At 67.7% G+C, this 20,263-nt stretch carries 28 protein-coding genes; 20 read left to right on the top strand and 8 right to left on the bottom strand.

Features of this window, described 5'->3' with window-relative positions; translation table 11 throughout:
- The first annotated feature begins 42 nt into the window (after positions 1–42).
- The 12 genes from ABQE89_RS01620 to ABQE89_RS01675 all read left to right on the top strand — a co-directional run bounded on the left by ABQE89_RS01620 (position 43) and on the right by ABQE89_RS01675 (position 7,275).
- Positions 43–1,035, top strand: a complete 993-nt coding sequence (locus ABQE89_RS01620) for a bifunctional DNA primase/polymerase (RefSeq protein WP_448413431.1) — start codon at positions 43–45, stop codon at positions 1,033–1,035.
- Positions 1,032–2,576, top strand: coding sequence for a YfjI family protein (locus tag ABQE89_RS01625; protein ID WP_448413433.1), 1,545 nt, complete (start codon positions 1,032–1,034; stop codon positions 2,574–2,576). The genes ABQE89_RS01620 and ABQE89_RS01625 overlap by 4 nt, the downstream gene beginning before the upstream one ends.
- A 104-nt stretch (positions 2,577–2,680) precedes the next feature.
- Positions 2,681–3,022: a hypothetical protein gene (locus ABQE89_RS01630; RefSeq protein WP_448413435.1), complete on the top strand. Its 342-nt coding sequence runs from the start codon at positions 2,681–2,683 to the stop codon at positions 3,020–3,022.
- The gene (locus ABQE89_RS01635) at positions 3,022–3,315 is read left to right on the top strand and encodes an NUMOD4 domain-containing protein (protein WP_448413437.1); all 294 of its coding nucleotides are present in this window, start codon (positions 3,022–3,024) and stop codon (positions 3,313–3,315) included. The genes ABQE89_RS01630 and ABQE89_RS01635 overlap by 1 nt, the downstream gene beginning before the upstream one ends.
- A complete protein-coding gene (locus ABQE89_RS01640) occupies positions 3,312–3,677 on the top strand; it encodes a helix-turn-helix domain-containing protein (RefSeq protein WP_448413439.1) in 366 nt (121 codons plus the stop codon). The genes ABQE89_RS01635 and ABQE89_RS01640 overlap by 4 nt, the downstream gene beginning before the upstream one ends.
- Positions 3,674–3,901 carry a hypothetical protein gene (locus ABQE89_RS01645; RefSeq protein WP_448413441.1) on the top strand — a complete coding sequence of 76 codons (228 nt, stop codon included), beginning with the start codon at positions 3,674–3,676 and terminating at the stop codon, positions 3,899–3,901. Before ABQE89_RS01640 ends, ABQE89_RS01645 begins: the two co-directional genes overlap by 4 nt.
- Before the next feature lie 15 nt (positions 3,902–3,916).
- Positions 3,917–4,672 (top strand): hypothetical protein, encoded by a 756-nt coding sequence (locus ABQE89_RS01650; RefSeq protein ID WP_448413443.1) that lies wholly within the window; start codon positions 3,917–3,919, stop codon positions 4,670–4,672.
- Positions 4,673–4,873: 201 nt separating this feature from the next.
- Positions 4,874–5,353 carry an HNH endonuclease gene (locus ABQE89_RS01655; RefSeq protein WP_448413445.1) on the top strand — a complete coding sequence of 160 codons (480 nt, stop codon included), beginning with the start codon at positions 4,874–4,876 and terminating at the stop codon, positions 5,351–5,353.
- Between the two features lie 112 nt (positions 5,354–5,465).
- The gene (locus tag ABQE89_RS01660) at positions 5,466–5,813 is read left to right on the top strand and encodes a P27 family phage terminase small subunit (protein ID WP_448413447.1); all 348 of its coding nucleotides are present in this window, start codon (positions 5,466–5,468) and stop codon (positions 5,811–5,813) included.
- Positions 5,810–6,094: a hypothetical protein gene (locus tag ABQE89_RS01665; protein ID WP_448413449.1), complete on the top strand. Its 285-nt coding sequence runs from the start codon at positions 5,810–5,812 to the stop codon at positions 6,092–6,094. The genes ABQE89_RS01660 and ABQE89_RS01665 overlap by 4 nt, the downstream gene beginning before the upstream one ends.
- An 86-nt stretch (positions 6,095–6,180) precedes the next feature.
- A complete protein-coding gene (locus tag ABQE89_RS01670; protein WP_448413451.1) occupies positions 6,181–6,885 on the top strand; it encodes an SPW repeat domain-containing protein in 705 nt (234 codons plus the stop codon).
- 81 nt (positions 6,886–6,966) lie between these two features.
- On the top strand, positions 6,967–7,275 hold the full coding sequence (locus tag ABQE89_RS01675) for a GIY-YIG nuclease family protein (protein ID WP_448413453.1): 309 nt from the start codon (positions 6,967–6,969) through the stop codon (positions 7,273–7,275).
- Between the two features lie 199 nt (positions 7,276–7,474).
- Here ABQE89_RS01675 and ABQE89_RS01680 read toward each other — a convergent pair whose 3' ends face one another.
- Positions 7,475–7,714, bottom strand: a complete 240-nt coding sequence (locus tag ABQE89_RS01680; protein WP_448413455.1) for a hypothetical protein — start codon at positions 7,712–7,714, stop codon at positions 7,475–7,477.
- A 178-nt stretch (positions 7,715–7,892) separates the two neighbouring features.
- On the opposite strand from ABQE89_RS01680, the gene ABQE89_RS01685 reads away from it, so the two are divergent.
- On the top strand, positions 7,893–8,936 hold the full coding sequence (locus tag ABQE89_RS01685; RefSeq protein WP_448413457.1) for an iron-containing redox enzyme family protein: 1,044 nt from the start codon (positions 7,893–7,895) through the stop codon (positions 8,934–8,936).
- Here the strand turns inward: ABQE89_RS01685 and ABQE89_RS01690 are convergent.
- Together ABQE89_RS01690 and ABQE89_RS01695 are read right to left on the bottom strand one after the other, a co-directional pair.
- Entirely contained in the window at positions 8,916–9,134 is a 219-nt protein-coding gene (locus tag ABQE89_RS01690) for a CDGSH iron-sulfur domain-containing protein (protein WP_448413459.1), read from the bottom strand. The two genes, ABQE89_RS01685 and ABQE89_RS01690, sit on opposite strands and share 21 nt — an antisense overlap.
- On the bottom strand, positions 9,131–9,835 hold the full coding sequence (locus ABQE89_RS01695; protein ID WP_448413461.1) for a HemK2/MTQ2 family protein methyltransferase: 705 nt from the start codon (positions 9,833–9,835) through the stop codon (positions 9,131–9,133). Before ABQE89_RS01695 ends, ABQE89_RS01690 begins: the two co-directional genes overlap by 4 nt.
- 96 nt (positions 9,836–9,931) lie before the next feature.
- Between ABQE89_RS01695 and ABQE89_RS01700 the strand changes: the two genes are divergently transcribed.
- Entirely contained in the window at positions 9,932–10,648 is a 717-nt protein-coding gene (locus ABQE89_RS01700; protein WP_448413463.1) for a phosphodiesterase, read from the top strand.
- On the opposite strand, the gene ABQE89_RS01705 is transcribed toward ABQE89_RS01700, so the two are convergent.
- The gene (locus tag ABQE89_RS01705) at positions 10,645–10,797 is read right to left on the bottom strand and encodes a hypothetical protein (protein ID WP_448413466.1); all 153 of its coding nucleotides are present in this window, start codon (positions 10,795–10,797) and stop codon (positions 10,645–10,647) included. The genes ABQE89_RS01700 and ABQE89_RS01705 overlap by 4 nt on opposite strands.
- 99 nt (positions 10,798–10,896) lie before the next feature.
- On the opposite strand from ABQE89_RS01705, the gene ABQE89_RS01710 reads away from it, so the two are divergent.
- Positions 10,897–11,481, top strand: a complete 585-nt coding sequence (locus ABQE89_RS01710; RefSeq protein WP_448413468.1) for a hemerythrin domain-containing protein — start codon at positions 10,897–10,899, stop codon at positions 11,479–11,481.
- Positions 11,482–11,532: 51 nt separating this feature from the next.
- Here ABQE89_RS01710 and ABQE89_RS01715 read toward each other — a convergent pair whose 3' ends face one another.
- The 3 genes from ABQE89_RS01715 to ABQE89_RS01725 all read right to left on the bottom strand — a co-directional run bounded on the left by ABQE89_RS01715 (position 11,533) and on the right by ABQE89_RS01725 (position 13,998).
- Positions 11,533–12,426: a manganese catalase family protein gene (locus ABQE89_RS01715; RefSeq protein ID WP_448413470.1), complete on the bottom strand. Its 894-nt coding sequence runs from the start codon at positions 12,424–12,426 to the stop codon at positions 11,533–11,535.
- Positions 12,427–12,509: 83 nt separating this feature from the next.
- The gene (locus tag ABQE89_RS01720) at positions 12,510–13,496 is read right to left on the bottom strand and encodes an LLM class F420-dependent oxidoreductase (RefSeq protein WP_448413472.1); all 987 of its coding nucleotides are present in this window, start codon (positions 13,494–13,496) and stop codon (positions 12,510–12,512) included.
- 37 nt (positions 13,497–13,533) lie between these two features.
- A complete protein-coding gene (locus ABQE89_RS01725) occupies positions 13,534–13,998 on the bottom strand; it encodes a GatB/YqeY domain-containing protein (protein ID WP_448413474.1) in 465 nt (154 codons plus the stop codon).
- An 81-nt stretch (positions 13,999–14,079) separates the two neighbouring features.
- Between ABQE89_RS01725 and ABQE89_RS01730 the strand changes: the two genes are divergently transcribed.
- The 5 genes from ABQE89_RS01730 to ABQE89_RS01750 are packed head-to-tail and all read left to right on the top strand — an operon-like array spanning position 14,080 to position 19,258.
- Positions 14,080–15,174 (top strand): DUF7847 domain-containing protein, encoded by a 1,095-nt coding sequence (locus tag ABQE89_RS01730; RefSeq protein WP_448413476.1) that lies wholly within the window; start codon positions 14,080–14,082, stop codon positions 15,172–15,174.
- A gap of 1 nt (position 15,175) precedes the next feature.
- The gene (locus ABQE89_RS01735; RefSeq protein ID WP_448413478.1) at positions 15,176–15,829 is read left to right on the top strand and encodes a DUF4129 domain-containing protein; all 654 of its coding nucleotides are present in this window, start codon (positions 15,176–15,178) and stop codon (positions 15,827–15,829) included.
- Positions 15,826–16,968 carry a DUF4350 domain-containing protein gene (locus ABQE89_RS01740; protein ID WP_448413480.1) on the top strand — a complete coding sequence of 381 codons (1,143 nt, stop codon included), beginning with the start codon at positions 15,826–15,828 and terminating at the stop codon, positions 16,966–16,968. The genes ABQE89_RS01735 and ABQE89_RS01740 overlap by 4 nt, the downstream gene beginning before the upstream one ends.
- A complete protein-coding gene (locus tag ABQE89_RS01745) occupies positions 16,965–17,936 on the top strand; it encodes an AAA family ATPase (protein WP_448413482.1) in 972 nt (323 codons plus the stop codon). Before ABQE89_RS01740 ends, ABQE89_RS01745 begins: the two co-directional genes overlap by 4 nt.
- Positions 17,936–19,258 (top strand): DUF58 domain-containing protein, encoded by a 1,323-nt coding sequence (locus ABQE89_RS01750; protein WP_448413484.1) that lies wholly within the window; start codon positions 17,936–17,938, stop codon positions 19,256–19,258. Before ABQE89_RS01745 ends, ABQE89_RS01750 begins: the two co-directional genes overlap by 1 nt.
- On the opposite strand, the gene ABQE89_RS01755 is transcribed toward ABQE89_RS01750, so the two are convergent.
- On the bottom strand, positions 19,255–20,247 hold the full coding sequence (locus ABQE89_RS01755) for a stage II sporulation protein M (protein ID WP_448413486.1): 993 nt from the start codon (positions 20,245–20,247) through the stop codon (positions 19,255–19,257). The genes ABQE89_RS01750 and ABQE89_RS01755 overlap by 4 nt on opposite strands.
- Between the last annotated feature and the right edge of the window lie 16 nt (positions 20,248–20,263).

The raw sequence follows: 20,263 nt of genomic DNA on the forward strand, positions 1-20,263 counted from the left end.
CAACCCCGCCCCGCCTGTTGAACGAGAACAGGAGAAACCAGAATGCCCAGCCTAGCGCCCGCCCCCGACGGCGGCGCTTTCGAACACGCCGCGCTGCTCATCGCCGAGGCCACTTCGATCAAAATGCTCAACGCCCACGTGGTCGACGCCACCGACATAGGCACTTGGGCAGTCCTGTGGGCGCTGCGCGGCGTCCCGGTGATGCCGGTCAAGCCCGACAAGAGTCCCGTACTGCGGCATGGATTCCTCGACGCCACCACAGACCTAGCCACGGTGGTCTCGTGGTGGTCGGGACGGTTCCGCGGTTTGAACATCGGCGGCCGCGTACCCGAGAACGTAGTCGTCGTCGACATTGACCCGCGTCACGGCGGCGACAAGGCCCTCGCCGAGCTTGAGCGCCGTCACGGCCCGTTGCCGGAGGTGTTCGGCTCGGTCAGTGGACGCGGCGACGGCGGCCGCCACTACTGGTTCGCCAAGCCGCCCGGCGTGAAGCTGTCGAGCAAGCTGCTCGCCGGCATCGACGTAAAGACCCACGAGACCGGCTATGTCGTGCTGCCACCGTCGATTCACCCCGTCAGCGGCAAGCCGTACACGATCGTCAAGGGCCGCATCCGCCCGATGCCCGGCTGGCTCACGCGAGCACTGACACCTCAGCCACCGCAGCCGGTCCCGTCGTCGAGGACCAGGACCACGAGGCCGCGCGGATTCTTTAACACTGGCTCGTCGATCGTCGAGAAGTTCAACGCGAACACCACATGGCCTGAGGTTCTCGAACCGCACGGTTGGCGGCTCGTCGGCGGCGACGGTGACAGCGACAACTCGCGTTGGCTACATCCGACCGCGACCAGCGCCACATCGGCGTCCGTCCGAGGCGGCCGGCTCTACGTCTACTCGCCGAATACCCCGTTCGATGTGACCGAAACGGGAGACCGACACGGGCACAGCAAGTTTCACGCTTATGCAATTCTCAACCATCACGGCGACATGAGCACCGCAGCCCGCCAACTCGCCGGAAAGGCAAGCACCACACCATGACGATTCCGCAGTTCAACGAAATCTCGCCAGCGCCGGCCCTCGACGAGGCCGAGCACCACGGCGTCAACGGGCACCAGCCCGGCACCGACGACGGCCCGATTCCGTTGGCGCGCGTGGTCGAGCTGCCACCGTTCCCGATCGACTCGATGCCCGCGCCGATCGCCGACATGGTGCGCGCTGTCGCCGAGGCAACCCAAACCGATCCCGCGATGGCCGGCACGAGCGCACTGTCGGCGCTGTCAGCGTGCACCGGCGGCCACGCCGAGATCGAGGTGCGGCCCGGCTGGCGCGAACCGCTGAACCTGTACACCGCGACGATCGCCGGGCCCGGCGAACGCAAGTCATCCGTTCAACTTTCGATGCTGCGGCCAATCCTCAACGTCGAGGCCGCGTTGGCCGAGGCCGGGGCCGGCGCGCTGCTCGAAGCTGACACCCGCAAGCAAATCGCCGTGAAGGACGCCGAGCGGGCCCGCGCGCAGGCGTCGATCGCCGACGACAAAGACAAGGCGATCGCCGACGCGATCAGCGCCGCGCAGTTGGCCGAATCCATCACCGTCCCACCGATTCCCCGGCTCGTCGCCGACGACGTGACACCCGAGGCCGCCGGTTCGCTGCTCGCCGACCACGGCGGCCGCCTTGCGATCGTCAGCGCCGAGGGCGGCATCTTCGACATGATCGCCGGGCGGTACAGCAAGACGATCAACATGGACTTGTGGCTCAAGGGTCACGCCGGCGACCCGATGAAGGTGGACCGTAAAGGCCGCCCGCCCGAGTACGTTCCGCGGCCGGCGTTGACGCTTGGCCTGATGATTCAGCCGCAAGTGTTGACGGCGATCGCCAGCAACGCGGAGTTTCGCGGCCGGGGCCTACTCGCCCGGTTCCTGTACTCCGCGCCGGTGTCGATGGTCGGACACCGCCAGATCGCGCCGCCACCCGTCAGCGACGACACGAAGAACGCCTACGGCAACGTCGTCGAGGCACTGGCGCGCGGGCTGGTCGGCTGGTCCGGTGACCCCGCAGTGCTCACCCTCACCGACAAGGCTCAAGTGGCCGTGCAGGCGATCGAGACCGCCGTGGAGCCCACCCTCGCCGGTAACGGGGAACTCGCCGCCCTGGCCGATTGGGGAGCCAAATACGTGGGCGCTGTCGCCCGCATCGCCGGGATTCTGCACCTGGCCGAGCACGGCCCCGAGCATGGCTACCGCAAGGCCGTCACGGCCGAGACCGTGTTGGCGGCCGCCCGCATCGGCGACTACTTCAAGGCGAGCGCGATCAACACGTTCGCCGAAATGGGCGCCGATCCGGTGACCCGCGACGCCCGCTATCTACTCGACCGCGTGCAGGCGATCGGGGCGGCCGAGGTGTCGTTGCGTGACATGCAGCGCGCCGCGCAGCGCCTCAAGACGAAGCAGGACGTTCTAGCGGCCGTCGACCGGCTCGTCGAGCACGGCTACCTCATCCCGCTGGATCAGGAGCAGGACCGGGCCGCCGGTGGTCGGCCACCGTCACCTCGTTACCGCGTCATCGACACGACCGCATGACGCCATGACAGAACTGACAGAACTGACAGAACTCAATGCCGTCCTCGAGGTTCTGTCAGTTCTGTCAGTTCTGTCAGCCACTCAACCGAAGGAACACCCCACGCATGACTGACACTCAGTTCTCCTCCTCGCTCGGCGTCGTCGAGGACCGGGACCACGACGCCCCGCCGCCGTTGTCCCGCGCCGCGCACCTCGCCCGCGTCGGCATCGCAGGACTGCTCGACCCCCGCAGCCGCATCGAACGCCTACAGGAACGCCGAGACCGCGACCGCGCCCACTGGATCGGCGTCCCGACCTTCACGAGGCCACCGACACCGCAAGAGCAGGCGATGCTTTCGTCTGTGGCCGGCGCTGCCGCCAGTGGTGTCAGGACGAGGGTCGACGTACGTGGCGGCTTATATCGGCGCTCGTGGCCGACGCTGGTGCACCCAATGAGGGCATCGTGATGAACACGGAGACCGAGAACAGCGACGGATGGGCCGACATTCCCGGCTGGGAGGGCCTGTATCAGGTCGACGGCCGGGGCCGTGTCCGGTCAGTGCGCCGGTACGCCAACGGCTGGCGCGGCGGCCGCATCCTGCGCCCCGTCACCCACACTGAGCGCGGCCGCCGCCGCACCCCGCGCCGCCAAGTCACCCTCGCCGATGGAGAACGCCGCGCAACCTTCTACATCGACAGCAGGACAATCAGCCCGGCCCGCGCGACGCCCGAGCAGCAAGCCGCCGAGGCAGCATCGTGACCGCCGTCGAGCTGAACCGTGACGAGGTACGCGCCGCGCTGCACGCCGTCGACGCCTACCGGCGTGGACACGCAGCCGCCGGCCGCCCCGTCCCGGCCTTGATCCTCGCGCTGCTACGCCGCCTCGAAACCATCCACCACACAACAGGTGTCGAGGAATCTACATGCCAGTCGCGCGTAGACCTTTCGGGAGAATCAGAAGCATGGATCGGAAGCGGACAGGCCGCAGAGCTTCTCGGGATCAGCCCGCGCGCTGTGTGGCGTCGCCGACGCAGCCTCGACGGCCGTCAGATCAACGGACGCTGGTGGTTCCCGGTTCGCACGATTCGAGACATGAAACCCCACAAGGAGATTGATGCATGACACAGCTCGACCCGGCCGCTGAGCAGGCGATCGCGGACATGTCCGAACAAGACGTGGACGTGCTGCTCGCCCGACTCAGGCCGCCGCCAGAGTCCACGGACCCGAAGGAACGCGCCGCCAGGGCATTGCGGCGCGCCCGAGGTGCTGACCGAAAGGGCAAGGCCACCAAGGAATCCGCTGCGGCCGCGCTCAGGCAGTACGGCAACGGCTCACGCCAGAACTGAACGGAGACAACACTAATGGCATGGAACCGCCTCGACGGTGCACCATTCCGCGCCCGCAAGCTACTCGCCGACCTCGACGGGTTCGACGTGCAGCTCGACGCCCAGGTGCTTGACGCCGTCAACAACCTCGACCGCATCGAGGCCGAGAAACCGCCCGAGCCACACCCGCAGGCACTGCGCGACGCGATCGTGGCCGGCGCAACGCGCGAGCAGCTCGATGCCCTGGTCCTCGACGACCTCGGCTCCCACCGCATCCGCACCGCGTTCGAGCAAGCCCGGCTCGCCGCCGCCGTGCAGGTGCTGCGGGCGATCCTCGACGACCGCGACAACATTCACGCCCAACTCGCCGGGCACGCCCACGACTGCATCGACCGCCTCGAACAGATCAACGCGCTCGACGGCGCACCGCTCGACACCCTCATCAGGGAGGGCCGCACCGACGACGCCCGGCTCCTGGCCGACGCCAGCATCACCGGGCAGACACTCTCAGAGCTGTACCAGATCAGGGACTTGGCGCTGACACCAGAAGGTGTCGACGTTCGCCCGTACGGCCTCGACGTGTCCCGGTGGCGCAACCCGCAGGCAGTCGCCCATGGTCACGGCACCACACCCACCGAGGTGCTGTTGGACGGCCTCAAGCGCGGCGGCCGGCTGTGGTTCCCCAACATCGACGAGCAGCTCGAAGCCCTGGCCCCGCTCGTCGCCGAGCACGAGCGCAAGGCCCAGCAGAAACGTGAACGCGAGCACGGCATGGGGTTCGTTGCGGTCTAACCCAATGAGCAGCGGCAGGCCGGCAGGACCGGCCGGTTTTAACTCCTTTCTCCCGATCGGGGAGCCTGCCTGTCGCGCCGCCCGCCGGGCTCGACCTCACTCTCCGGTGATCGAGCCCGGCGGCGCAGGCACCACCTTCTGCAGTGGGAGAACCAGAACTTCTGCAGTTGAAGTACACCTCACCGACAGGACAGCAGCGCAGTGACGAAAGCCCGATACGACCGGCACGGCCGACGCCAATACCAACACGCCGACAGGCAGATCAGGAACATACTCAAGCGCCGCGCCGAGGACTGCTTCTGCGGTCAGCCCATCGACTACACGTTGCCCGCCGGTCACCCCGACAGTTTCGAGGTCGACCACGTGTTGCCAATCAGTCACGGCGGCCGCAAGACGTTAGAGAATGCGCGTAGTAGCCATAGGCGCTGCAACCGCGCCCGATCCAACAACATCGACCAAGACGCCATTGATGCCGGCGCTAACCCATTCAACGCCCGCCAGCCGTCGACGAGGACCAGGACCACGACGACACCAGTCCAGCCCCGCCGACCATCAGCCAACACCGATCCGTTCAAGCTGCCCGAAGGCTGCACACTCGGCCCCTGCAAACGCTGCAACGGCACACACTTCCCGCCCGGCAGCCGCGCCGCGTTCATCACCCGCCGCAAATGGACCCCATGACCAGCCCAAACACCCTGGGGAGGGGACTCGACCCCCGCCGCATCGCCCTCGACGGCATTGCGACACGTCTTTCCCTTGAGAGCTGAAACGACGGAAACCAAGGAGGTTCCTGGTGGCTGATAAGCCCCGTATGCCCGGCGGGCTCGGTTCTGGTGGCCGCAAGCTGTGGCGCGAGATAGTCGACCAGTTCGGCTTTGATCCGGCCGAGGTTCAGGTGCTGGTCGAGTTGTGCCGCCAGATTGACCTCGTCGACGCCCTGGCCGCCGCGGTCAAGGCTGATGGTGTGATGATCCCGAGCTCATCCGGTGGCACGAAACTCAATCCCGCCGTGGCTGAGCTGAGGCAAGGCCGCCTCGCGGTCGCCCGCCTGGCCGCTGCGCTGCGGCTGCCCAGCGAGGACACAGGGCGGCCGGATCAGCGCCGTGCGGGTGTTCGTGGCGTGTATGCGGTGAACTCGTGAGCTGGCGCAAGGCCCCGCCGCCGGCCCCGAGTAAGCCGGTCGCCGACATGCCCGAGCACCTGCAAATCTTCGATCTCGGCATGTGGCTTGAGCCCGGTGAGGACGCCCACGACGACGCGCCGGCCGCGTATCAACGGCACCTTGCTGCGCGGCGTGTCTGGTTCGAGCAGTACGAACTGCCGCCGATCGAGGAAGCGTTCAACACACCCGATGAGCCGTTCGATGCCGTCGGCGACGTGCCGACCGCGAGCACGGCGAGAGGTACCCCCGTAAGGCCCTAGAGTTCTGATGACAACGGTGTTAAGTATTATTTGTGAATTCGAAGACCTGGATCGGCTGGGCCGCAGTTGCCATCGGCGTCTGCGCCGTGGTGTCGGCGCTCGCGTTCAGTTCGACTCAGGTCGGGGAGGGATTCGCCTTCGGCTTCGGCGCATTCATCGCCTTCTTCGGGGCGCTGTCCGTCCTCGCTCACAATCGGACCCCCGATCATTGGGGCTTGGTCGTCGTCGGCCTGGCGATGTTCACTGTTCCGTTCGTGGGCAACGCCTACAACTACGACCGGGGGGCCTCCTGGACGTGCTGGGTGGCTGGCGGCCTCGCGATAATTCTCGGTGGCTTCGCCTGGTTGCATGACCGGATGCCGACCGAGTACGGCATCACCGAGTTGGGAGACAGCCAACGGCTGCGACACCCTTGGAGTTACTGGATTGGGCGGCTGGCGCTGATCATCGGTCTCGCCAGCGTAGTTCTGGGTATCGCGTTCCACTCGACGGCAGCAGGAACCGCAGTCACCATCGGTCTGGGTGGGATGATCGCCGTGGTCGCCGTTTGGTCGTTGCTCGCCTCGGAGCCCACCCACAACTTCCTGACACTCGCCATCACGGGATTCGCACTGTTCTTGTCGCCCTGGGTGGCTGGGTTCACCGGGGACAACCTCGCATGGACGGCCTGGGTGGCTGGTGCCCTCGCCACCGCGCTTGGCGTGGTGGGCTACCTGCAAGATGAGCGCCTAGACTTCGCAACCGCCGTCCGCGACGATTCGGCTGAGCGGTACCGCAGACGATACCGCTGACGCTGCTCTGGAAAACGTCCTACTTCTCTGCATCTAAGAAGTTGTCGGCGGCGTTGGTGCCGGTCGCTACGCTTTTGCAGCATGCCGCGGCCTAAGCAGGTCTACAAGATCACGTACCCGAACGGGAAGATCTATGTCGGCATGGACCTCACCGGATCGATTACCTACTTCGGGAGCCCAAGCGCCAAGGAGCGCATCGCCGCCGACCTCGCTGAGCATCGCCTCGACCTGACCGCGCGCAAGGAAATCCTCTGGGAGTCGGACACGGCCACCGACGCCGAGGTGCGCGCGATGGAGGTCAAGCTGATCTTGGAGCACCGGGCGAACGATCCCTCGGTCGGCTACAACTTGACGCCCAGATTTGTGCCGTCCGCAGTTCGTCCGCAGTAGCGTCTACAACCATCAGCACCACCAACGGCCCCAACACCGTTGACCTGCATATTTCAACAACGCCAACAACGTCGGTATCTGTAAACGCCCAGGACGTAGAGTTCGGGACGAAGAGGTCGTGGGTTCGAATCCCGCCACCCCGACAGTGAAAAAGAAATCAGCCGGCGTTTCAGCCGGCTGATTCTTCCCCCTAAAACTTTTAGACGAGCACCTCGGCGCTGGGTTCGGGCCGAGACCGGGTCCTCGCGTAGACGGCGGCCGACGTCAGCTCCATCATCCCGAGCAGCAGCACCGGCCACAGCGCGGCGGCGAAGAAGCTCAGCCCGAAAGGATGCGCGGTGGGCGCACGACGGTCGGCCAGATGCCTGCCCACCGCACACAGCCCGATCGTGACGATGAACCACCCGCCCAGATAGATCACTACCAGTTCGTACACCATGTAAACCCCCCTCGACCTACCGCGCTGTAAGCCGACTTGCCCATGAAGCGTAAATCTAAACCACCGCCGCCGAACGCAGGCGGATATGGAGAATATAATTTTCGGTGTCGTAAGTTTCAAGGCCTACCCGGCACAGCCTGGCGGTTTGACCCGCATCCCGGCGGGGAACTATCTGCCCGTGACACTGTCTTCTTCACTGCCGTCCCCCGCTTCGTCGCCTTGGGTGGATCCCGCGCTGCCCCGCCCCGTCGGCCCGCTGAGCGTGACGGTCCTGGACACCCTGCAGCGCGGCCGCCCCGCCATGCACGTGCGGCGCATCGACGTCTCGCTGTGTGAGGCCGATCCGTACGGCCTCGACCTGCAGCTCGCCCTCTACGTCTGCTACGAACTGCACTACCGTGGCTTCGCCGGGGTCAGCCCCCGCTGGGAGTGGAACCCGTCGCTGCTGCACCTTCGCGGCCGCCTCGAAGAGGTCTTTCTCGACGCAGTCCGTCGCGACGTCGCCTACATCGGTCCGAACGACACCGCCGCCGCCGAGATGGCCGCGATCTCGGTCGAACCCGTCGACGGCGAAGGCCCGTCGTACTACCTGCGCGACAAGGGCGACTGGGAGCAGATGCGCGAGTACTTCGTGCAGCGCTCGCTCTATCACCTCAAGGAGGGCGATCCGCACGCCTGGGCGATCCCCCGGCTGACCGGGCACGCCAAGGCGGCGTTCGTCGCCGTGGAGTTCGACGAATTCGGCGGTGGCCGGGGCGAACACGTTCACCAGCAGCTGTTCGCCGATCTGATGCAGGCCGCCGGCTTGGACGCCACCTATCTGCGTTACCTCGACGACGTGCCCGCCGAAGCGTTGGCCTCGGTCAACCTGATGTCGCTGTTCGGACTGCACCGGGAACTGCGCGGCGCCACGATCGGGCACTTCGCCTCGACCGAGATCACGTCCTCGCCGGGATCGCGCCGCCTCGTCGAGGCGCTCGAGCGGATGGGCGCGCCCGAACCGTGCGCGGCGTTCTACCGCGAGCACGTCGAGGCCGACGCGGTGCACGAACAGGTGGTGCGCGTCGACGTCGTCGGTGATCTGCTCACGCGGGAACCGCACCTGGACCCAGACGTGGTGTTCGGGATCAGGGCGCGCGACGTCGTCGAGAACCGCCTCGCCGACCACCTGATGAAGTGCTGGACAGAAGGTGTCTCGTCGCTACGCAGGCCGCTTGACTGACGGCTCGCCGCGCCGCTTGCAACGGTGGCTGGTGTCGCACAACGGATAGTTCTTGGAGCGCCGGCACGCGCAGATCGCGACCATGAACCGGTCGGATTCCACCACGCTGCCGTCGGGCATCTCGATGCGGACAGGGCCCTGCACCATCACCGGACCGGACGGAACCACCCGGACCACCCGCGCGTCGTTGTCGTTCATGGCTTGTCCGCCCGGATCACCAGCAGTTCCTCCTCGCGGCGGCCCGGTTCCAGACGTCCGGTCTCCTCCAGCCACTCCGCGCGCGCCGACATCACCGGTCCGAACGGGATCCATTGGTAGGCAACGACTTCAGCGTCCAGACCGGCGCTGGCCAACGCGGCCAGGGTCTGTCGCGGGACGGCGAACTCCGACTGCACGAGCAACAGGGTGCCGCCGGGCGCCAGCAGATCCGACACCGCCTCGCACAGCGGGTCCAGCACCATCCGCCCGTCGTAACCGGCGTCCCAAGCACGCGCCGGGCCGATCGTCGACGGCAGCGGCGAGGCTCCCCCGTTGGGGGCGGTGGGATCGTGTGGCACATAGGGCGGATTGCACAACACCAGGTCGTAGGGGCCGAACTCCACCGCGCGCGCCCACGAGCCCAGATGCACCGTCGCGTCGAACCCGCCGGCGACGGCGTTGCGGCGCGCACACCGCACCGCCCGCGGGCAGATGTCGAACGCGGTGACCTCGGCGGCGTCCTGCGCGCAGGCGGCCATCGCCACCACACCGCTGCCGGTGCACAGATCGGCGACCCGGCGCCCATGCGCCAGGCCGGTTTTCTCCAGCACCTCGATGAGGAACTGCGAGTCTTCCTGTGGGGTATAGACGCCCTGTTCGGAGATGACGGGATTCGGGTCGGCGGTATATGCGCTTGTCACGTCGGCCTTTCGACAGGTTTGGCTGCGCCGTCGCAGCACTGCCGTGAATTAATGCCCCCAATTCGGCGCCCCGAAACCGCCTGTTGTCGTTTTGCGATGCAGTCCGGTGGGCATTCCGTGGGCGTGCACGTCTCCGACATCTCCGACATCGCGGCTCTGCCCGTCCGTTTCGGCGCCGCCGTTCGGCATCGTCGCCTGTTCCATCCCGCGGGTGTGCTCGCGGAGGGTGTCCTCGACCGGGTGGCGCCCCCCGACGAGGGTTTGCCGATGACCTCCTGCGATGTCATCGCGCGGGTCTCCAAGGGCGTGGGCCTACCGGGCGCGGTCCCCGATGTGGCGGGTCTGGCGTGGCGCATTCCGCCGCCACAGGATCTGAGCTCGTGTGGGCCGTGGGATGTCCTGTTGGCGTCGACGATCGCCGACAACCGCTTCCTGCTGGCGCCGGTGGCCTCGTGGTCCGATCTGAGCCTGTCCAGCCTCATGCCGTTGCGCTATCGCGGCACCTCATGGTGGGTGCGCGCCCGGCTGGTATCGGAGGTCGACGCCGCCGGGTTGTCCGTCGAGGGCATCGCCGAACAGATCGCATCCCGAGGCGTCGTCTTCGACGTCGAGCAGGCCGCGGGCTCCGGGGAGTTTCTGCCGCTGGCGCGACTGACGCTGCGCTTCGTCGACCCCAGCCGTCAGGACATCGCGTTCGATCCGGTGTTGCACAGCCACGACGACGTCGAGTTGGCGCCGCGGTGGCTGCGCGAGTTTCGGCGGGCCGCCTATTTGCGCAGCCGCCAGGGCCGCGCCGGCGACGAGGCCGACTAGGCCGTCGGCTCCTCGGTGGGCTCGGCGACGTCGGGGGCGTTCTCCCTGGTCGCCATCCCGCCGTCGCGGCCCTGATCGGTCGGGCCGGGGCGCGGCTTGTCGGCGTCGGACTCACCTTCGTTGTCGTAGATCGCTTTTCCTCGTGGCATCCCAACGATCTACCCGCGGGCGCACCGTTTCAACCGGCCGGCCCGGGGTATGCGCAGCGGACTGCCGAAAAGAAGACGACGACTGAAAGGGCACGGGCGATGGACGCGTTGACGTTTCTGCGTGAGGACCACAAGAGCGTGCTGGGCATGCTCGAAGTGCTCGACGGCGCTCCCACCGGACGTGGCGCCCACAGCAGCGGCCTGGCCACCATGGTGACAAACCTGGTGATCGCCGAGTCCCAGCACGAGGCGATCGAGGAGCAGTTCTTCTGGCCCGCGGTACGAGACGCCCTCGAAGACGGCGACGCGCTGGCCGACGAGGCGATCGCCCAGGAACAGGCCAGCAAGGAACTGCTGCAACGGCTCGAGGACGGCTCACCCGGCGAACCGGACTATCACGACGCGCTCGCAGAGTTCGTCAAGGTGAGCCGCGAGCACATCCATTACGAGCAGAATGTCGTCTGGCCCAAATTCGAGGCCGCGATCAGCCGGGAGGATTCCGAGAAGCTCGGCGACAAGCTCGAGGCGGCCAAGAAGGTGGCCCCGACGCGCCCGCACCCGGACACCCCGTCGCACTCCCTGGTGCAGAAGACGATGGGGGCCGGTGCCGCACTGCTCGACCACGTCCGCGACGTGATCAGCGGCCGCGAGGCCGACAACCCGCCCGACCCCCAGATGACATAGCCACCCCGAAGGGCCGACGTCCGGAGAAGGCGCCGGCCTCCGGGTTTCGGATCACGTTGTGGCGGTGTGCTGCTCGTGGGTGAACGGCTTTTCGCCCTTAACGGCCGGCTGGCCGTCCGGGGACCGCTGGGCGCCCTTGTTCTCCCGCTTCTTGGTGCCGAGCCACTGCTGTTCGGGCTTCTCGACGTAATCCCACTTCATGCCTTCGGGCCACGGGCCCTGACCCTCGTTCCACGGTCCGCGTACCGATCCCGCGCCGTTGGACATGTTGAACGCCACGTTCTGGAAGCGGTCGTCGCCGGGCAACTGCCCGGGCGGGAAGTTCACCGGCAACTCGTTGAGTGCGGCGGTGAACTGCTGGAAGTGCGCGACCTCCCGGGTCATCAGGAACGTCAGCGTGTCCTGCACACCGGGATCGTCGGTGAACTGCTTGAGGTACTCGTAGACGATCTTCGCCCGTGATTCGGCGGCCAGGTTGCTGCGCAGATCCACGGTGGGGTCGCCGTTGGCGTTGACGAAGGTGCCCTGCCACGGTGTTCCCGCGGAGTCCTTCACGTCGGGCCCGCCCCCGCTGAGCGCGAAGAACAGCGGATTGACCGCGACGCTGTGGATGATGTCCTCACGCCCGTCGCGGCTGGCGATGGCGGGCATCCAGTCGCAGCGTTCGTTGGCCATCTTGAGATCGTCGTTGAGGCCGTCGAGCAACATCGTGATCATCGACCCGACCATTTCGAGGTGGCTGAACTCCTCGGTCGCGATGTCCATGAACAGGTCGTACATCTTCGGATTCTTCTGGCGCAGCACGAAAGCCTGCGTGAAGTACTGCATGGCGGCCTTGAGTTCGCCGTTGGCGCCGCCGAACTGCTCCTGCAGCAGCGTGGCGAACCGGGGGTCTGGCTTCTCGACGCGTACCTCGAATTGAAGGTCCTTGTTGTGAATGAACACTATTGCCTCCCAGGGCTGATTGTGTGGGTGGTCAGGGCGGCATACCCGGGGCCGTACCCGCCAAACGCACCGATCAACACTGATCAGGCTGATACCGACCGCAACTTCTCCAGCAGCGGACCCGCCGCCTCGTTGAGGAACAGCTCCTGGTTCTCGTCACCGATCTGCACCATCGCGATATCGGTGAACCCGGCCTCCCAGTACTTGCCGACCGCATCCACGATGGCGTCCAAATCCGGCCCGCACGCGATGGTTTCGGCCACATCCTCTGGTCGCACGTATTGGGTGGCGCCGTCGAATCCAGCGGTGGTCGGCAGATCCGAGTTGACCGCCCAGCCACCCGCGAACCAACGGAACTGATCGTGGGCGCGCCGTACCGCCGCATCGCGGTCGGGATCCCAGCAGATCGGGATCTGTCCGACCACCCGCACCTCGCCCGGCAGTCCGGTGGCGCGCCTGGCCTGATGCCACGCGTCGACGAGGTCGCTGTTCGGCTCCACGGCGATCAGGTGATCGGCCAGCGGCGCGAACATCTCGACGGACCGCTCGCCGGAGACCGCCGCCGCGATGGCCACCGGGATGTCGGGCAGGTCCCACAGTCGCGCGGAGTCCACCTCGAAGTGCTCACCTTTCCAGTCGACGATCTCACCGGTGAACAACTCGCGGATGATCTGGATCGCCTCACGCAGCATCTCCTGGCGTCGTGCCACGGTCGGCCAGCGCTTGCCGACCACGTGCTCGTTGAGGTTTTCGCCGCTGCCCAGGCCCAGCGTGAACCGGCCGTCGGCGAGGATCTGCATGGTGGCGGCCTTCTGCGCGACGACTGCGGGGTGGTAGCGCATGGTCGGGCAGGTGACGTAGGTGAACAACTCCACCCGTTCGGTGGCGTGGGCGACCGCACCCAGCACCGACCACGCATAGGGTGCGTGGCCCTGCGCGGACAGCCACGGAAAGTAGTGGTCGGACGACACCTCGAAGTCGAACCCCGCCTGCTCTGCCGAAACGGCGTAGCGGACAAGGTCTTTAGGTCCACTCTGCTCGGTCATCAGGGTGTAGCCGAAGCGCGTCATGGCTTCTGCATACCCGGGTGCTCACCGGCGAAAACGACTACAGCCGGGCCTTGACCGCCGCCGAGAGGCGCGCGCCGTCGGCCTTGCCAGCCGCGATCGCGGTCGCAGCCTTCATCACCTGGCCCATCTGCTTGATGCCTGGTCGCTCGCCGATCTGTTCGGCCACCTGAGCGATCGCGGTGTCGACCACGTCGGCGACTTCGGCCTCGGTGAGCGGGGTGGGCAGATACTCGTCGATGACCCGCGCCTCGGCGTGCTCGGTGGCCGCCAGTTCCCCGCGGCCGTGCTGGGTGTAGATCTCCGCGGATTCCGCGCGCTTCCTGGCCTCTCTGGTGAGCACCTTGAGAACTTCGGCGTCGGACAACTCGCGGGACTGTTTGCCCGACACCTCCTCGGTGCTGATCGCCGCGAGCAGCATCCGCAGCGTCGCGGTGCGCAGTTTGTCCTGCGATTTCATCGCGGCGGTCAGGTCAGCGCGCAGCCGGTCTTTGAGTTCGGACATGACGTAAACCTACGCCCGCCGTGATCTGCGACGCTGGGCGCAACGTTGTCAATTTCGGCGGTCATCGACAGGATGGTGGCCATGAGCAACGACGTCGGCGGGCCGGTACCCGCGGGCCCGCCGTCGTCGTACTACCCGCCGGCCTACGGCCCGCCGCCCTGGTACGGACCCCCGCCGGGGTACGGACCTGGGCCCATCGCGGCGCTCAAACCCGGCGTCATCCCGCTTCGTCCGCTGAGCCTGACCGACATCTTCAACGGCGCCGTCGGCTACATCCGGGCCAATCCGAAGGCCACCCTTGGCCTCACCACGATCGTCGTGGTGTGCGCACAACTGCTGGCGCTGGTCCTTTCGGTCGGCCCGCTCGCGGTGGCCGGACAGTTGGAACCGTCGTTGACCGGCGACGAACTGCCGCCCGGCCTGGTGCTCGGGTCGACGGCATCGAGCCTGGCCGGCGCCTTCGCCACGGCCCTGTCGTCGATCATCCTCAGCGGCCTGCTCACCGTCGTGGTCGGCAGGGCGGTGTTCGGCGCCCCGATCACGATCAGCGATGCGTGGCAACGCCTTCGGGGCCGGCTGTGGGCGCTGATCGGGTTCTCGCTGCTCGAAGCGGTCGGCGGTGTCCTGCTGTTCGCCGCGGGCGTGGGTCTGGTGGTCTGGATCGCGGTCGCGGCGGGCGGTGCCGCCGCCGCGGTGCTCGGCATTCCACTGGTGTTCGTCCTGATCGCGCTGCTGGTCTACCTCGCCACCATGTTGACCTTCGCGCCGGCGGCCATCGTGCTGGAACGCGTCGGCGTCCTGACGGCCATCCAACGATCGTTCAAGCTGGTCAGACGAGACTTCTGGCGAGTGTTCGGCATCCGACTGCTCGCGTTCATCGTCGCCCAGGTGATCGCCACCGCGGTGGCGATCCCGTTCAGCGTCGGCGGACAGATCCTGCTGGTGGCGGGGTCGTCGGCGGTCATCACGCTGCTGTCGCTGGTGATGCTGGCCGTCGGGAGCGCGATCGGCCAGATCATCACGGCGCCGTTCACCGCGGGCGTCGTCGTGCTGCAGTACACCGACATGCGCATCCGCACCGAGGCGTTCGACCTGGTGCTGCAGACCGGCGTCGCATTCGGTCACGGCGCACCGCCGGATTCCACCGACCACCTCTGGCTGACCCGCCCGGCATGACATGACCACGATCGACATCGGCCGCGACGCCGCACGTGATGCCGCGCAGGCCGAACTCGCAAAGCCCATCTATCCCAAGGGTTCCTGGACCGACTACCTTGTCGAACTGATCGACAAGCTGCTTTATCGGCTCGCCAGGGAGGGCGCCTCGGTCCCTGGTGGCTGGTTCACCATCACCGTTCTGCTGCTCCTGCTCGCGGCCGCGATCGTGGTGGCCGCCCGGATCGCGCGCAACACCATGCGCACCAGCCGGGACGGCCGCTACGCACTTTTCGACACGCGTGCGCTCAGCGCCGCCGAGCACCGGGCCACCGCCGAACAGTTCGCCGCCTCCGGTGACTGGGCGGCGGCGATTCGCCACCGGCTGCGAGCGGTGGCGCGCGAACTCGAGGAAACCGCGGTGCTCGATCCGGTTCCGGGCCGCACGGCCACCGAACTGGCCCGCGAAGCGGGCCGGAAACTGCCTACCGTCGCCGAGGAGTTCACTACGGCCGCAGTCGCTTTCAATGACGTGACGTACGGACAACGCCCCGGCACCGAGGGTTCTTACCGGATGATCGCCGATCTCGACGACCACGTCCGGGCACACCCCGCGGCCGCCATGGCCGCCTCCCCATCCGCTCCGGCGACCGACGGCTGGGCGGAGTTGAGGTGAGCGTCGATTCGGCCGTGGAACCGACCGTCGGTCAGCGACTTCGCGGTTCGCGATACGTGGTGCTGGCGATCGCGGTCGTCGTCGCGATGGCCGCGGTGATCACCTATCTGACCGCGCCGCGGCCCGGCGCACGGATGGACCCGACGGCTACCTCCGCCGACGGGGCGCACGCCCTGGTGACCCTGCTGCGAGAGCACGGCGTGGAAGTCGTCGAGGCCACCGACATCGCCGCGGTCGAACGTGCCGCGCGGCCCGACACGTTGACGGTGGTCGTGCAGACCTACCACCTGTTCGACGAGGCGATACTTCAACGCCTCGCCGACCTCCCGGGCGATCGGCTGCTGGTCGAGCCGACGTCGCGGACACGGGAAAAACTCGCCCCGGCACTACGTGTCGCGGAGTCGGCGATGTTCAGCGACGCCGAACCCGACTGCGACCTGCGGGAGGCCAACCGCGCGGGATCGGTCCAACTCGGGTTGACCCAGGCCTTCGAGGCGGCCGGCGACACACCGGTCACCCGATGTTACGGCGGAGCGTTGGTCCGCTACCTCGACGACGGCCGCGAGATGACGGTGGTCGGGACCGCCGAGTTCATGACCAACGGTGCGCTTCTCGACGAGGGCAACGCCGCCCTTGCCATGAACCTCACCGGCACTCATCCGCGGATGATCTGGTACGCACCGCAATTCACCGAAGCCGCATCCGACGGCGCGGCCTCCATCGACGAACTCATCCCCGACCGGGTGTCCTGGATCGTGTTGCAACTCGTCGTGACGGTGATGCTGTTGGCGCTGTGGAAGGGCAGGCGCATCGGTCCGCTGGTCGCCGAACGGCTTCCGGTCGTGGTCCGGGCGTCCGAGACTGTGGAGGGCCGGGGCCGGCTGTACCGGTCGCATCGGTCGCGTGACCGCGCCGCCGAGGCGCTGCGCACCGCAGCGCTGCAACGGATGCGGCCGCGGCTGGGCCTGGGCCCCGACGCCACCCCGGCCACCGTGGTAGGCGCGGTCGCCACGCACTGCACCGCGCCCACCCAGGCGGTGGCGCACACATTGTTCGGACCGCCGCCGTCCACCGACGACGACTTGGTCAACCTCGCACATGAACTCGACAACATCGAAAGGCAGGTCGCACAGTCGTGACTGAGCCCACCTCAGCGCCCACTCCCGAGCAGGCGCGCGCGGCGCTGCAGGCAGTGCGCACCGAGATCGCCAAGGCCGTGGTCGGACAGGACGCGGTGGTGAGCGGTCTGGTGATCGCACTGCTCTGCCGCGGCCACGTCCTACTCGAGGGCGTGCCGGGGGTCGCCAAGACCCTGCTGGTGCGCACCCTGGCCGCCGCCCTGCAACTCGACTTCAAGCGTCTGCAGTTCACCCCGGACCTGATGCCCGGGGATGTCACGGGTTCGCTGATCTACGACGCCCGCACAGCGGAATTCGAGTTCCGCGCCGGTCCGGTGTTCACCAACCTGTTGCTCGCCGACGAGATCAACCGCACCCCGCCCAAGACGCAGGCCGCGTTGTTGGAAGCCATGGAGGAACGACAGGTGAGCGTCGAAGGCGAGGCGCGGATGCTGCCCGACCCGTTCATCGTCGCCGCCACGCAGAACCCGATCGAGTACGAGGGCACCTATCAGCTGCCCGAGGCGCAACTGGACCGGTTCCTGCTCAAGCTCAATGTCCCACTGCCGCCGCGCGACCAGGAGATCGCGATCCTGAGTCGCCACGCCCGCGGGTTCGACCCGCGCGACCTGTCCGAGGTGCGGCCGGTGGCCGGCGCCGGCGAGCTGACAGCCGGACGCGAAGCGGTGCAGAAGGTGCTGGTCGCCGAGGAGGTCCTCGGCTACATCGTCGACATCGTCGGCGCCACAAGGCGTTCCCCGTCACTACAGCTGGGTGTGTCCCCGCGCGGAGCCACCGCGTTGCTCGCCACGTCGCGGTCCTGGGCGTGGCTGTCGGGGCGCAATTACGTCACCCCCGACGACGTCAAGGCGATGGCGCGCCCCACGCTGCGACACCGGGTGATGCTTCGGCCCGAGGCCGAACTCGAGGGCGCCAGCCCCGATGCCATCCTCGATGGCATCCTGGCCGCGGTGCCGGTGCCCCGCTAGTGGTCCTCACCGGTCGTGTCGGCCTGCTCGCCCTGATCGGTGTGTTACCGATCGCGGTATCACCCTGGCCGGCAACCGCGTTCACCGTCTGGCTGGCGGCACTGGCGGTGGCGATCACCGCAGATGCGGTTCTGGCCGCGAGTACGCGGCGGTTGCGATTCGACCGTTCCGGTGACGTTGCGGCGAGGTTGGGACAGCCCGTCGACGCCGTGCTGGTGGTCGAGAACGCGGGCGCTCGCCGGTTCCGGGGTGTGGTGCGAGACGCCTGGGCGCCAAGCGCGCGAGCCGAACCGCGCACGCACAGAGTCGACCTCGGCGCGGGGCGGCAAACCAAGATCGTCACGCAGTTGCGTCCGGTGCGCCGTGGCGATCAGCGCTCGGCGATGGTCACCGCGCGCTCGCTCGGACCGTTGGGATTGGCGGGCCGGCAGAACTCTCATCAGGTGCCGTGGGAAGTCCGCATCCTTCCGCCGTTCCTGTCCCGCAAGCACTTACCGTCGCGGCTGGCCAAACTCCGCGAGCTCGAGGGCAATACGCCGGTGCTCGTGCGCGGTGCGGGCACGGAGTTCGACTCGCTGCGCGAGTACGTCGTAGGCGACGACGTCAGGTCGATCGACTGGCGCGCGACGGCCCGCCGCGCCGATGTGGTGGTGCGGACGTGGCGCCCGGAGCGGGACCGTCGGGTGGTGATCGTGCTCGACACCGGCCGGACGTCGGCGGGCCGCATCGGCGTCGACCCCACCGCCACCGACCCCAACGGCTGGCCCCGGCTGGACTGGTCGATGGACGCCGCGCTGCTGCTGGCCGCGCTGGCATCGCGGGCCGGCGACCACGTCGACTTCCTCGCCCACGACCGGGTCACCCGGGCCGCGGTGTTCAACGCCTCGCGCACCGAGTTGCTGGCCCAACTGGTCGACGTGATGGCGCCGCTGGAACCCGCGCTGATCGAATCTGACGCCACGGCGATGGTCGCGGCCGTGCAGCGCCGTGTCCGGCGCCGCGCGCTGGTGGTGCTGCTCACCGATCTCAACGCGTCGGCGCTCGACGAGGGGCTGCTGCCCGTGCTGCCGCAACTGTCGGGCAAGCATCAGGTGTTGCTGGCTGCGGTCGCCGATCCGCGGGTGGACCGGCTCGCGGCCGGGCGCGCCGACCCGGCGCAGGTCTACGACGCCGCCGCGGCCGAACGTGCGCGCAACGAGCGGCGCTCGATCGCGGCGCGGTTGCGCACCGGTGGTGTCGATGTCGTGGACGCCCCGCCCGACGAGCTGGCTCCGGCGTTGGCCGACCATTATCTGGCGATGAAGGCCGGCGGCAGGCTCTAACGGGTCGGCACCACGTCCGGCGCGTCGGCGACGTCGCCGGTCTCACCCGCCCGCGCCGCCCGGCGGCCGAAGTGCAGAACGTAGCCGAGAAAACCGATTTCGGCCGCCAACCCGATCGCGACGCGCACCGCCGTCGGTAGCGGCGAGGGCGTCACCAGCGCCTCGATCAGCCCGCACACCAGCAGCACCGCCACCAGGCCGACGGCCACCGCGACCACCGCCCGGCCCTGCTCTGCCAGCACCTGCAGCCGCGGCCGGTCGCCGGGCGAGATCACCGTCCAACCCAGCCGCATCCCCACCGCGGCGGCCAGAAACACCGCGGTCAGTTCCAACAAGCCGTGCGGGGTGAGCAGCCCGAGGAAGATGTCGCCCTTGCCTGCGTCGAACATCAGCCCCGCGATCACGCCGAGGTTCGCGGCGTTCTGGAACAACACCCACGGGATCGGGATGCCGAGCAGGATCGCAAACCCGATGCACTGAAACGCCACCCAGAAGTTGTTCACCCAGACCTGCAGCGCGAACGAGCCCGCCGGGTTCTCGCTGTAGTACGAGGCGAAGTCATGGTTGACCAGTTGTTCGATCTCGCTCGGCGTCTTGATCGTGGCCTGCACCTCGGGGTTGCCCGCCACCCAACCGGCGATCAACGCGGTGACCAAGAAGAACGCGATCGCGGTGCCCAGCCACCACCGCCAGGACCGGTAGGCGACCACCGGAAACGACACCGTCACGAACCGGACGAACTCACGCCACAGTGGGGCGTGTGCGCCGGTGACCGCCGATCTGGCCCGCGCCACCAAGCCCGAGAGCCGACCGGTCAGCACCGGATCGGTGGAGGCCGACCGCAGGATCGACAGATGCGTGGACACCCGCTGATAGAGGTCGACCAGTTCGTCGACCTCCGCACCGGTCAACTGCCGACGCCGCTTGACCAACTGCTCGAGTCGGTCCCACGTGGGGCGGTGCGCGAGCACGAACGCGTCGACATCCACACCTGCGGATTCTAGT

The organism is Mycolicibacterium sp. XJ1819, assembly GCF_053483675.1.